We start from the raw sequence: 13,735 nt of genomic DNA, 5'->3' as shown, positions 1-13,735 counted from the left end.
CTGCTGAGATATCGCTCACATGCAGAGCTAGGCGAAGGTCAAGACGAGCCCACATCACGAAATCCTTTGTCGCAACATTTCGTCCACCTACACCGACTTAGAAGCCCCCCCTGAATGAAATCCATCCTCGCTCTTGCCATTCTCACCACGACCGCGCTCGCCCAGCCGCGTGACATTTACGACTACACCGGCCAAAACAACGCTGCCGCTGGCACTAAGCGCCTCGTCTTCATCGCCGCCAAAGGCACGCATGGCGGCGGCGGGCAGCATGAGTTCCTCGCAGGTGCCTCGTATTTAGCGCGGCGCATCAATGAAACCTATCCGCAGGCTTTTGCGGTGGTGTATCCAGAGAACAACTGGCCAAAGGATCTCAGCAAGGCGGATGCGATCATCGTTTTGCTCAATCACGGCGGCAAGGCAGCGGATGATGCGAACATCAAAGCGGCCTGTGATCGCGGTGCGGGTTTCGCGGCGATTCATTATGGCGTGGAGGCCAAGATCGGCTCGCAGGGGAAAAACTACCTCGACTGGATGGGCGGCTTCTTTGAGACCTTCTATTCCGTGAACCCGACTTGGGACGCCAGCGTGCAGCCGGGCAAGCATCCGGTGTCGAATGGCGTGAAGGCTTTTTCCGCCAAGGATGAATGGTATTACCACATGCGCTTTGTGCCGGAGATGAAAGGCGTGACACCCGTGCTCAGCGCCATCGCGCCACTGAACACAGTGAAGTTTAAAGAGGGCGACAAACCCAATGCCCACAGCGGCAATCCAGAAGCCTATGCAGATGTGAAAGCGGGCAAGCCACAGCATCTCGCGTGGACTTATGATCGACCCAAAGGTGGTCGTGGCTTCGGTTTCACCGGCTTCCATTTCTTCGCAAACATGACCAATGACAGCTTCCGCACCACGATGCTGAATGGCGTGGCTTGGGTGGCTGGTTTGGAGATCCCAGCGGGCGGCATTGCCTCGAAAACACCGACACAGGCCGAGCTGTCCGCAATGATGGCCGAAGCGCATGGCCCGCAGACTGCGATGCCTGTTGGCACGGCGAAGCCTGTCTTTGAAACACCGCTGTTGACGGCGAAGAATCCAAAGCCACGCGTCATTGAGATCGACGTGGCGATCAAGAACGCCAAGGAGCTGTATCTCGTCGCTTCCGACCAGGGCAGCATCTCATGCGATTGGGCCACGTGGATCGAGCCACGGCTTATCCTGGCGGATGGCAAGAGCATTGATGTCACCTCTTTGAAATGGAAAGGCGAGGAGCGTGGTTATGGCCGCACACAGATCGGCAAAAACAACGCCGGTGGCCCGATCCAGGTCGAAGGCAAAGTGATCACGAACGGCATCGGCACACACGCTTCATCGACCATCGCGTATGATCTACCCGCTGGTGTGGAGCGCTTCACCGCAAAGGTTGCTATTGATGACGGCGCCATGGTCCGCGCTGGCAAACCGAGCGATGCAGCATTGCGCTTCCATGTTTATACCGCACTACCTTCGAAGCTCCAACAAGGCGATCTCAATGCCGGACCACCGCTGGTGCCTGCGGAGATGTTTAGCGTGCCAGAGGGCCTAGAAGTCACCGTGTGGGCCACCTCGCCAATGCTCCACAATCCGACCAACATCGACTTCGATGCTCAGGGTCGGATGTATGTTGCTGAAGGCGTGAACTATCGCGGCAAAGCCAATCGCCGGGCGGAGGGTGATCGCATTGTGATCCTCGAAGACAGCGACCACGATGGCAAAGCCGACAAGAGCAGCGTTTTCGCGCAGGAAAAGGAACTCGCCTCACCGCTCGGTGTCGCTGTGCTGGATGACAAAGTCGTCGTGTCGCAGCCGCCAGATCTGCTCGTTTATACCGATACGAATGGCGACCGCATTCCTGACAAGCGCGAGGTTTTGCTCACCGGCTTCAATGGTCGCCAGCATGACCACAGCCTGCACAGCCTCATCGCAGGCCCTGATGGGCAGTGGTATTTTAATCAAGGCAACACGGGTGCCGAATTCACCGACCGCAGCGGCAAAACCTTCCGCATGGGTAGCCCTTATCAGAAGCAAGAAATCGCCGGGATGAAGAGCGATGACGGCCATGTGTGGATTGGCGGCTTCAGCGTGCGCATGAATCCAGACGGCACCAATGTGAACATCATCGGGCACAACTACCGCAACAGCTTCGAGCAAGCGCTCACCAGCTACGGCGATCTTTTTCAAAGCGACAACGATGACCCGCCTGCCTGCCGCGTGAGTCATGTGCTGGAAGGCGGCAATGCCGGATTCGCCAGTGCCGATGGCAAACGTAGTTGGGGTGCCGACAAGCGCCCAGGCCAAGACACACCGACCGCCGAGTGGCGTCAGGAAGACCCCGGCACCATGCCCTCTGGCGATGTCTATGGCGGCGGCTCCCCCACCGGCGTGGCCTTTTATGAAAACGGTGCGCTCGGTGAGCAATGGCACGGCCTGCTGCTCGCTTGCGAAGCAGGCAAGAACGTGGTCTTCGGCTACCGCCACCAACCCGATGGCGCGGGCTTTAAGCTTGAGCGTTTTGATTTCATGACCTCGAACAAAGAGAAGGAATGGGCAGGCAGCGACTTCCTCGGCGGCAAGCCCACGGGCGAGCTGAAGACCAAATTCCGCCCCAGCGATGTCTGCGTGGGACCCGATGGCGCTTTGTATGTCGCCGACTGGTTTGATCCCGGTGTCGGCGGTCACGGCACTCGCGATGACGGCTACACCGGAACCATCTACCGCATCGCGCCGAAGGGTTTCAAATCTCAAATTCCAGATCTCAAATTGGATACGACAGAAGGCCAAATCGCCGCGCTGAAGAGCCCCGCCGTAAACGTGCGCAACAGCGGCTTCACCCGCCTGAAAGCCGCTGGTGCCAAAGCCGTGCCAGCCGTGGCCGCGTTGCTGACTGACAAGGATTCCTTCATCGCCGCCCGCGCCGCTTGGTTGCTCGCTCAGATGGGTGATGAAGGCATCGCTGCGGTGAAGCCTTGGTTGGAGTCCAAAGACGCCACGCAGCGCCTCGTCGCCTATCGTGCGCTTCGTCGTGCCAATCATGACGTGCTCCTGATGGCCAACAAGATGGCGTCTGACAGCGATGCCGCCGTGCGTCGCGAAGTGGCACTGACCGTGCGCGATATGCCCGCAGGCGAGTGCGGGCCTATTCTTGTGCAACTTGCCCATTCCTTTGATGGAAAGGATCGTGCCTACCTCGAAGCTCTCGGCATCGGCAGCAAAGGCAAGGAGAGCGAACTCTTCAGCGCTCTCACCACGGGTCACGCCAAAGGTTGGAAGAACTTCGAGCCACTGGCAAAAGGTGGCAGCGATACCTGGAGCGACGCCTTCGCGTGGATCGCCTGGCGTTTGCATCCTGCCGAAGCCGTGAGCGATTTCAAAGCCCGTGCGCTCAATGACAAGCTCACGCCCGATCAGCGCAAGCTCATGCTCACCGCCATCGCCTTTGCCCCCGGACGCGAGGCCGCCGGTGCCATGCTCGAGCTCGCCCACACCAAGGGCTTCCCCATGCAAGACCTCGCCAAGTGGTGGCTCATGAATCGCAAAGGCAACGATTGGAAGGCCTACGACATCGACGGTAGCATGAAAGCCCTCGGCATTTATGATCCCGACAAAGTAAAGCTCGTCGCCTCACCCATGCCGACGCCTCCCGCCAATGCGCCGAAGCTCGACCTCACAGAAATCGCCAAGCTGAAAGGCGATGCCAAACGCGGCGCTACCGCCGTGGCCACCTGCTATACCTGCCACCGCATCGGCACCGCAGGCGTGGACTTCGGCCCCGATCTCACCACCTACGGCAAGCAACAAACCTCCGAGATCCTCATCCAAGCCATCGCCCAGCCCAGCCAGACCATTTCGCATGGATTTGAAGGCAGCGAGATCAAGACCACCGACGGCCTCGTCATCACCGGCATGGTCCTCTCCGACAGCGATCCCCTCATCATCAAATGCATGGGCGGCGGCGTCCAAACCATCCCCAAAAGCCGCATCGCCACCCGCAGTAAACTGAAGACTTCCCTCATGTATGAGCCCTCCATGCTCGGCCTCACGCCTCAAAGCATCGCCGACATCGTCGCGTATTTGAAGAGCCTTTGAGCGCAAGAAACACCCGTCATCCTCATTTTAGTCCCCCCGATTTTCCAAACCATGAAACACACCCTCCTCACTCTGCTCTCGCTCGCCACCTTCGCGACGGCTGCGCCCCTAGTCTATGAAGGCACCGAAGGGCCTGGCAAAGGCAAGCACATCGTCTTCATGGCGGATGACCATGAGTATCGCTCGGAGGAGTCGTTGCCGCAGTTGGCTCGCATCTTGGCGAAGCATCAGGGCTTCAAGTGTACGGTGCTGTTTGGCATTGATCCTGAGTCGGGCGAGATCGTCGGGGGTGATAAATCGAACATGCCGGGGATCGAGGCGCTGGACACCGCCGATCTCGCGGTGGTGTTTCTGCGCTTCCAGAACTTCCCAGCGGAGCAGATGAAGCACTTTGATGCCTACCTGAATCGCGGTGGTCCCGTGATCGGTATGCGCACGGCCACGCATGGCTTCAAGATGCCAAAGGATACTCCCTTCGCGAAATACTCGTATGATTACAAAGGGACCGATTATGAGCTCGGGTTCGGCCATCAGGTGCTCGGACAGACATGGGTGGGCCACTACGGCAAAAATCATGTGCAGAGCACTCGCATCGCCATCGTGCCGGACAAGGCAGCGCATCCGATCCTGCGCGGTGTGAAGGACATCTGGGTGCAAGCAGGTGGCTACGTCGGCAAGCCGACCGATGGTGAGATTTTGACGATGGCACAGCCCCTGGATGGCATGACACAGGATTCACCTGCATCCAAGACACAGCCTCCGCAGCCGAGCGAATGGACACGCTCCTATAAAAGCGCTTCGGGCAAAGTAGGCCGCGTTTTCACCTCCCTTTACGGAACATCAGAGGACATCACGAACGAAGGCTATCGCCGCATGATGGTGAACGCCATGTTCTGGGCTGTGGGTCTGGTAGACGCGATCAAAGCGGATCTCAACGTCGCCTTCGTTGGTGCGGCGAAGCCGAACACCTTCGGCGGCGGCGCGTATGCTCGCGGCATCAAACCCGAGATGTATGCAGGCTTTGAAAGCCCGATTCCCGCGAACAACAACACGAAGAAGCCTGAGAAGCCGAAGAAGGAAGAGAAGCAGGCTGCGAAAGCCGAGGTTTCGGCCAAGCCCACCATTGCGACCGGCAAACCCGCTCGTTTTGTCCGCATCGAAATCCCCGGTGACAAAAAGTGCCTGCAAATCGCCGAGATCGAAATCCTCAGCGCTGGCAAAAACATCGCGAAGGGCGGCAAGGCCACGCAATCGACCACCGGTCACGGCGGCGACGCGAGTCGCGCGATGGATGGCGACAAGAGCCCGAACTACGGCAAGGGCATGACGCACACCATCGAAAACAAGCCGAATCCCTGGTGGGAGCTGGATCTCGGTTCCGCGCAGCAAGTGGATGCGATCAGCCTGTGGAGCCGTCGGGGCTTCCCGGATCGTCTTGGCGATTTCACGCTGAGTTTGCTCGATGAAGGGCGCAAAGCGGTGTTCGAGCTGAAGAATGTCGCCGCGGGCGATTCGCTTACGGTGGATGTCAAAAGCGGCGGCAAGCTCGCTTACCTCACTTTTGAAGTCAAACCCGGCAAACCAGCGGAAAAAGGTGGTGGCGGTCGTTCCGCGCCAGCAGCGGCGAAGGAGCCTGCGCTCGTTGACGTGCCTGCGGACTACAAAGACACGCTGCCGTTTGCGTTCAGCAAAGGCGACACCGTGGCGATCCTCGGCAACGGCCTGCCGGACCGCATGCAGCACGATGGCTGGATGGAGACCGTGCTGCAAAGCGCCCTGCCGGAGCAAAACGTGCGCTTCCGCAACATGAGCGCCAGCGGCGACCGCCCGAACTCCTTCCCGCGCAGCGGCGGGCACATGCACATGACGGATTACCTGCGCCATGTGAAGCCAGATGTCGTGTTCGCCTTCTTCGGCTACAACGAGTCCTTCGAGAACAAGCCGGACGATTTCAAGAAACAGCTCGTCGATTTCGTGAAGTATGTGCGCGGCACGAAGCCGAACGGGCAGTCCTTCCCGCGCATCGTGCTCTTCAGCCCCATCGCGCATGAGGACACGAAGAACCCGAACGTGCCGAACGGCGCAGAGCACAATCCTCAGCTCGAAGCTTACACAAAGGCCACCGAGGCCGCCGCGAAGGAAGCGGGCGTGGGCTTTGTCGATCTCTTCCATCCCTCGCTCGATCTTTTCAAAGCCGCGAAGGAGCCGCTCACGATCAATGGCGTGCATCTCAGCGCCGAGGGCAATCGCCAGCTCGCGGAAGTGATCGCGAAGGCACTGCTCGGCAAGGAAGTGACCGCCTCCGCCTCGCTCGAAGAACTGCGTGAGGCCGTGATGGAGAAGGACGTGCATTGGAACGCCCGCTACCGTGCCCGCGATGGCAATGACGTGTGGGGCGGCCGCTCGACGCTGGCCTTTACCGATGATCAAACCAACGCCGTGGTGCTCCAGCATGAGCTGACGATGCTCGATGTCATGACCGGCAATCGCGATGCCAAAGTGTGGGCGCGATCCAAAGGTGGCGATCTAAAAGTGGATGACAGCAACGTGCCGCCACCTGTGCCGGTGATTTCCAATGTCGGTGGCAAATCCAAGTCATCGAGCGCCATGAAGGAAGGCCGCACCGAATACATCAGCGGCCAGGAGGCGATCAAGCACATGGCGTTTGACCCGCGCTTTGAAGTGAGCCTGTTTGCCGATGAAGCGCAGTTCCCGCAGCTCGTGAATCCCGTGCAGATGCAGGTCGATACCAAAGGCCGCCTCTGGGCCGCCGTGTGGCACACCTACCCGATGTGGGAGCCTCTCAAAGAGATGAAGGACGCTCTCGTCATCTGCCACGATGACAACAAAGACGGCAAAGCAGATCGCCTCACGGAGTTCGCCCGCGTGCAGAATCCGCTCGGCTTTGAGTTCTGGAATGGCGGCGTCATCGTCACCTGCGCCCCGGACATCATCTTCCTCAAAGACACCGATGGCGACGACGTGGCCGACGTGCGCACCATCATGCTGCAAGGCGTCGATTTCGCCGACACGCATCACGGCGCAAACAACCTCGTCATGGGCCCCGATGGCGGCATCTACTGGCAGAGCGGTGTCTTCATGGTGCACAATCACGAGCATCCTTGGGGTCCATCGCTCCAAACCGGCAGCAGCGCCATGTATCGCTTCGATCCGCGTCGCTTCACCATCGCGAAGCACGCCGACAACTCACCGAATCCGCACGGCATCGCCTTTGACACCTGGGGCTATCACTACGCCACCGACGGCACCGGCGGTCGTGCGTATCAGGTCCGCCCCGAGGGCAACGGCTTCAAAATGTATGAGCTGCTCAAGAAGGAAGTGCGCCCCGTCACCGCGAGCGAAGTCGTCAGCAGCACCCACTTCCCCGAAGACATGCAGGGCGACTTCCTCATCTGCAACGTCATCGGCTTCCTCGGCATCAAGCACTACGATCTCGCTCGCGATGGCGACAAAGCCACCGTTTGGGGCGAGCCTGCGGGCGCGGAACTCACCGTCAAAGTCACGCAAGCCGACGGCAGCGTCACCGAGGACAAATCCCGCGGCCTGCTCATGAGCGGCGACAAGAACTTCCGCCCCAGCGATGCCATCTTCGGCGAGGATGGTGCCCTTTACATCGCCGACTGGCACAACGTCATCATCGGCCACATGCAGCACAACGTGCGCGATCCAAATCGCGACCACAAACACGGCCGCATTTACCGCATGACCGCCAAAGACCGCGAGTTGCAAAAGCCCGTCGCCATCGACGGCCAGCCCATCCCCGCGCTGCTCGAAAACCTCAAGCACCCGACCGACAGCGTGCGCCATCGCACCCGCGTCGAACTCAGCGAGCGCCCCACCGCCGAAGTCATCGACGCCACGAAAGAATGGATGAAGCAGTTCGACGCCACGAAGAAAGAAGACGCCCACCACCTTCTCGAAGCCCTCTGGCTCCACCAGCAGCACAACGTCCGCGATACCGCGCTGCTCGCCAAACTGCAAACCAGCCCCGAACTCCACGCCCGCAACGCCGCGAATGTCGTGCAGCAACTTTGGTTCAACGTCGAAGCCAGCACCAAAGGCGGCGTCATCGCCGGAGAAGCCGAGGAGAAGGCCCAAAAATCCGGCATCCTCAGCGACACGCCCGAATTGACCACCATCCGCATCGCCACCATCCGCGAGCGCCTTATGTATGACGTGAAGGAGCTCAACGTGAAGGCCGGCAAGAAAATCAAGCTCACCTTCGCCAACACCGACGTGATGCCCCACAATCTCCTCGTCACCAAGCCCGGCAAAGCCGACGCCGTCATGAACGCCGCCATCGTCATGGGCGCCGCCGGCTTCGAAAAAGGCTTCATTCCCTCCGGTGACGACGTGCTTCATCACACCAAGCTCCTCGACATGAACAAAGAGGAAACCCTCGAGTTCACCTTGGCTGCTCCCGGCGACTATCCTTTCGTTTGTAGCTTCCCCGGCCATGGAATCATCATGCGCGGGGTGCTGCACGCGAAGTGAGAAAACTGCCATCGTGGATCAATGCCACCAGGTAATACAGCGCATGCGATCCAGTGCATCATCCCATGAAAGGCTGCCTCGATAGCATCTTCATCATCTTACTGGGCATTGCTGGCGCTGCTTATCTTGTCTGGCTTGCTTATCAGAATCCTGATCCGGTGCCAAAGGCAATCCCGGTCGAAGATGATTCTCCATCCTCGATCCAGAGAGCAGATGCCCCTTCTGTGCAGCGAGAGCTGGATGGTCTAAAGCGACAGTTTCAATCCACGACGGATTATCAACAGCGACTGAGCTCTCAACATTTGACGGAGAGCACGCTCCGTAGTCGCATCGAGAAAACACTCACGGAACAGCAACACATCGAACACACATTGCCACACGCCAGCGAGGAGCAGGCACGGCAATGGTATGAGTCGCATCATGAATCCCTACGTATCCCGGAGAGCTACCACGCGGCACACATCTTCCTCACGCGGCATGTGAAAACAAAACCTGACCGAGAGGCCGAAATTCGCGCGATTCATCGCCAGATCACCGCTGGCAGCATTAGCTTCAGCGGTGCTGCTGCCAAATTCTCCGAAGACGACCGCAGCAAACAACTAGCTGGCGATTTGGGCTGGTTCACCCACGAGCGGATGCCGCCCGATCTAGTCGGTGCTGTTCGAAATTTGCGCCCAGGTCAAATTAGCGCCCCTCAGCTCACTGAGCTAGGCTGGCATATCTTCCTGCTCATCGAAAAACGACCTTCTCGATTGCCGAGTTTTGAAGAATGCCGCGCCGAAATTTTGGCCCGGATCGAAACTCAGATACGAGAATCTGCACTCCAGCGAAAAAATCGCTCATAAGCAGGTAAAAACGAAATTTTTTCCTTCTGCACAATCGCTTGCTGCATCCGGCACGCACGCTAACACGGCGCAGCCAAACCAGGAACCCAACACCTAAGTCTCATTCATGTCTGCCGCCAACGAACTGAACATCAACATCGCCCACGTCGAACGCGTCGCCGGAGAACTCAAGCTCAAGCCCATCCAGGTCGGAGCCACGGCCAAACTCTTTGCGGATGGTGCCACGGTGCCCTTCATCGCCCGTTACCGCAAAGAGGCGACTGGCGAACTCGATGAAGTGCAAATCATGGCCATCAAAGAACGCATGGACCAGCTCGTAGCACTCGATGATCGACGCGGTGCCATCGTCAAATCCCTGGAAGAGCGCAAGCTCATGACCGATGTGCTCCGCGCCAAAATCGAACGAGCGGAGACGATGAATGCTCTCGAGGACATCTTTGCCCCCTTCCGTCCGAAACGCCGCACACGGGCCACCATCGCCAAGGAGAAGGGCCTAGAACCACTGGCAGACTTTATCGACGCGAATGTCCTCACCACAGGCGTGGATCTGGAGACCGAAGCAGCCAAATATATCAAGCTAGATGCCGAAACAGATGAACTGAAGGTCAAAGACGCTGCCGAGGCACTCGCAGGAGCACGCGACATCCTCGCCGAGCGCATCAGCGACACCGCTGAGGTACGTGCTGCCCTGCGCAAGCTCTTCGCCGACAATGGCACCGTCACTTCCAAGGTCATGTTCGGCAAAGAGGAAGACCCAGAGGCACAAAAATTCCGCGACTACTTCGATTGGACAGAGCCGCTCAAGTCCATCCCATCTCACCGCATGCTCGCCATCCGCCGTGGCGAAAAAGAGGGCTTCCTGCTCATGCGTATCCAACCACCGGAAGTCGAGGCCACCGCACTCGTGGAGCGCCTCACAGTCAAGGGCAACAATACCTGCTCTGCACAGGTCAAACTAGCCGCACAAGACAGCTTCAAGCGCCTACTCAGCTCTAGCATGGAAACGGAGGCACGGCTCGAATCCAAGAAAAAAGCTGACGCGGAAGCGGTGAAGGTTTTCGCCGATAACTTACGCGAGCTGCTCATGGCGGCTCCGCTCGGTCAAAAACGCCTTTTGGGCATCGACCCAGGTTTCCGCACAGGCTGCAAAACTGTCGTCCTCGACGCTCAGGGCCAGCTTCTCTACAATGACGTCATTTACCTCCTCGGTGATGGAAATAGCCTCATTCAAGCCAAGACGCTCATCCTCAATCTGATCGAGCGTTTCAAGATCGAAGCCATCGCCATCGGAAATGGCACCGCTAGCCGTGAGACAGAGATGTTTGTGAACAAAATCGGAGTGCCAAAGAGCATCCCCATCATTATGGTCAATGAGAGCGGTGCCTCCATCTATAGCGCTAGCGAAGTGGCCCGCGAGGAATTCCCCAATCACGATGTCACGGTGCGCGGTGCCGTCTCCATCGGACGTAGGCTCATGGACCCACTAGCAGAGCTGGTCAAAATCGACCCGAAATCCATCGGCGTCGGCCAGTATCAGCATGATGTCGATCAAACCATGCTCCAAGGCAGTCTCGACAACGTCGTCATCAGTACCGTGAACAAAGTCGGCGTGGAGCTCAATACTGCGTCCAAGCAGCTCCTCAGCTATGTTTCCGGCCTCAACAGCGCCCACGCGGCAAACATCGTCGCCTTCCGCAACGAAAACGGAGCCTTCAAATCCCGCAAAGACATACTCAAAGTGCCAAGGCTCGGCGAAAAGGCCTTTGAGCAGGCGGCGGGCTTCCTCCGCATCCGTGGCGCACCCAATCCGCTCGATACGAGCGCCGTTCATCCAGAACGCTATGCCCTTGTAGAAAAAATGGCTGCTGATCTCGGATGCGGTGTCGCCGATTTGATCCAGAAACCCGAGCTACGGGCCAAGATCGACCTCAAAAAATACGTTAGCGCTGATGTGGGGCTACCCACGCTCCAAGACATCGTCAACGAACTCGCCAAGCCCGGCCGTGATCCGCGCAAGCAGTTCGAAGTCTTCAACTTCGCTGAAGGGGTGAGTGAGATGAAGCACCTCACCGTCGGCATGAAGCTGCCAGGCATCGTGACGAATGTCACAGCATTTGGAGCCTTCGTGGACATCGGCGTGCATCAGGACGGCCTCGTGCATGTGAGCCAACTCGCAGATCACTTCATTCGTGACGCCGCCGAGGTAGTCAAAGTGGCGCAAAAAGTCATGGTCACCGTCACCGAGGTGGACATCCCACGCAAACGCATCGCTCTGAGCATGAAGGCGAAACCCGACTTCGAGAAAAAAGTCGGCCAAGGCAAACCCATCGGTCAAGGCGGTGGTCAGGGTGGCGGGCAAAGCCGCCCAGGATTCACCTCTCGTCCCGCTGGAGGCGGCATGGGCAATCCATTTGGCGGAGGAGGTGGTGGTGGCGGCGGAGTGGACTGGTTCACCGCAGCAGCGCAAAAGGGCAAAAAGTAAGCAGCTAGTCCGACATTCGCGTTTCTACTCATTGGCAGTGCATTTCTCCTTTGAAAGGCACTACCTCTCGCTTCTTTGCGTGACACCATGAAACGCTCCCTTTTCCTCTGCGCCCTCCTCCTGGCCTCCTGCCATCGTGATTCACTCAAAACGGACACAACGAAGTCCGCATCGAAGCCTCAAGTCCTAGTCGCCAACTATCCGCTGCAATTCTTCGCCCAGCGCATCGGTGGAGCATCCGTCGATGTCGTCTTCCCTGCCCCTGCTGATGAAGATCCCGCATTCTGGCAACCATCTGATGCACAGATCGCTCAGTTTCAGAACGCTAGCGTCATCCTGATGAATGGGGCCACTTACTCAAAGTGGGCAGAAAAGTCACCCTGCCCCAATCCTCGCTCGTGGACACATCCGCAGGCTTTCAGGCCCAATACATCGAGATCAAAGCAGACAGCACACACAGTCGCGGCCCAGGGGGCGAGCACAGTCATAGCGGCACCGCATTCACAACGTGGATCGATCTCCATCAAGCGATCCAACAAGCAGATGCCGTGAAATCCGCGCTCATGAAGTATAACCCTGATGCAGAGAAAAACTTCACCGTGCTGAAGACTGAACTCGAAGCACTCGATGCTCGCTTCACGGCTGTAGGCAAACGCATCGCGAATGCGCCACTCGTAGCCTCCCACCCCGTGTATCACTACTTTGCACGCCGCTATGCTCTAAACCTCCAAGCAGTCCTATGGGAGCCCGAAACGGTGCCCGATGAGAAAGCGATGACTGATTTGCAGACCATCCTGGCCAAGCATCCCGCTAAATGGATGCTCTGGGAGGGTGAGCCCGCCAAAGAGAGTGTCGCCAAGCTCGAAGCCATCGGCGTGAAGAGTGTCGTCATAGACCCCTGTGGCAACGTACCTGAAAAAGGAGATTTCATTAGCGTGATGAAATCCAATGTGGAAGCCCTGGAAAAGGCATTCCCTTGAATGTGATTCATTCTAGGCAAAAAGAACGAATCAAAATCAGACACCATAAGAATTTTTTAGTTTTCGTTGTTGACGACCTAATAAGTCTATGACAGACTGCGTTTCTATTCACCACAAGCCATGAACACCAACCGGACACATCATAACTCAACCAAGCGCCAAGAGCGTCAGGGAGAGATTATCGTCGCCGGACTCGGTCGTCACTTGTGTGACTTTGGTAAAGGACTGATGCCAGCCTACCCGACGAACGATTGGAGTCTTTCCATAAACCACCCACATCACGAGCAGGGCTATTTAATGCCCACCTAGCCCTCAAAAGGCCAGTTTTCCCAAAGGAAGCCCTGCTCGCCACTCCAAGGCAGCAGGGCTTCCTCTTTTTTACCACTCGAAGATCGCAGAATAACCCCAACCCCATTGCAACTCACCCTTTGAACCCAACAGCGGCCAAGACGCCGCCACCCCTCACAGCACGAAAAAACCCCGGCATCGACTGCAATCGACACCGGGGCCAGGCCGCCAGGCTGACTCCGGGAGGAGCCGTCATCGAGACACCAAGCAAGAACCTGAACGCAGGTTTGCACCCTCCACCCGAATGTCAACCATGACAGCCATCGAATACACAAAGTTCCTATGCTTAGGCGAGGAACGAGGGGGATTATTGTCCCGATTTTACAGAACCAAACGGCTTTCCTGGGAGGTGTGCCATAAACACCGAAACATCCACCGTGAAACACCTGTGGGTACGACGCCAGCGATCGAGTGAGCTCCACTCCATCCCGCGCGTGGTAGCGGTG

At 58.0% G+C, this 13,735-nt stretch carries 6 protein-coding genes; all 6 read left to right on the top strand.

Annotated elements, in window-relative coordinates; genetic code table 11:
• Window positions 1-114 precede the first annotated feature (114 nt).
• The 6 genes from IPK32_18570 to IPK32_18545 all read left to right on the top strand — a co-directional run bounded on the left by IPK32_18570 (window position 115) and on the right by IPK32_18545 (window position 12,941).
• The gene (locus IPK32_18570; protein MBK8093913.1) at window positions 115-4,119 is read left to right on the top strand and encodes an NPCBM/NEW2 domain-containing protein; all 4,005 of its coding nucleotides are present in this window, start codon (window positions 115-117) and stop codon (window positions 4,117-4,119) included.
• A 51-nt stretch (window positions 4,120-4,170) separates the two neighbouring features.
• Entirely contained in the window at window positions 4,171-8,634 is a 4,464-nt protein-coding gene (locus IPK32_18565; GenBank protein MBK8093912.1) for a ThuA domain-containing protein, read from the top strand.
• Between the two features lie 65 nt (window positions 8,635-8,699).
• On the top strand, window positions 8,700-9,479 hold the full coding sequence (locus tag IPK32_18560; protein ID MBK8093911.1) for a peptidylprolyl isomerase: 780 nt from the start codon (window positions 8,700-8,702) through the stop codon (window positions 9,477-9,479).
• Window positions 9,480-9,609: 130 nt separating this feature from the next.
• Window positions 9,610-11,961, top strand: coding sequence for an RNA-binding transcriptional accessory protein (locus IPK32_18555; protein MBK8093910.1), 2,352 nt, complete (start codon window positions 9,610-9,612; stop codon window positions 11,959-11,961).
• An 87-nt stretch (window positions 11,962-12,048) separates the two neighbouring features.
• Window positions 12,049-12,513, top strand: a complete 465-nt coding sequence (locus IPK32_18550) for a zinc ABC transporter substrate-binding protein (protein MBK8093909.1) — start codon at window positions 12,049-12,051, stop codon at window positions 12,511-12,513.
• Window positions 12,510-12,941: a zinc ABC transporter substrate-binding protein gene (locus tag IPK32_18545; protein MBK8093908.1), complete on the top strand. Its 432-nt coding sequence runs from the start codon at window positions 12,510-12,512 to the stop codon at window positions 12,939-12,941. The genes IPK32_18550 and IPK32_18545 overlap by 4 nt, the downstream gene beginning before the upstream one ends.
• Window positions 12,942-13,735: the final 794 nt, after the last annotated feature.

This window comes from Verrucomicrobiaceae bacterium (genome assembly GCA_016713035.1).
In the GTDB taxonomy this organism is placed as follows: Bacteria; Verrucomicrobiota; Verrucomicrobiia; order Verrucomicrobiales; family Verrucomicrobiaceae; genus Prosthecobacter.
This window is presented reverse-complemented; position numbering and strand designations above follow the sequence as displayed.

Excerpts from the sequence above, each read along its gene's own strand:
- IPK32_18570 (MBK8093913.1), top strand. The coding sequence starts at position 115 with ATGAAATCCATCCTCGCTCTTGCCATTCTCACCACGACCGCGCTCGCC.
- IPK32_18565 (MBK8093912.1), top strand. The coding sequence starts at position 4,171 with ATGAAACACACCCTCCTCACTCTGCTCTCGCTCGCCACCTTCGCGACG.
- IPK32_18560 (MBK8093911.1), top strand. The coding sequence starts at position 8,700 with ATGAAAGGCTGCCTCGATAGCATCTTCATCATCTTACTGGGCATTGCT.
- IPK32_18550 (MBK8093909.1), top strand. The coding sequence starts at position 12,049 with ATGAAACGCTCCCTTTTCCTCTGCGCCCTCCTCCTGGCCTCCTGCCAT.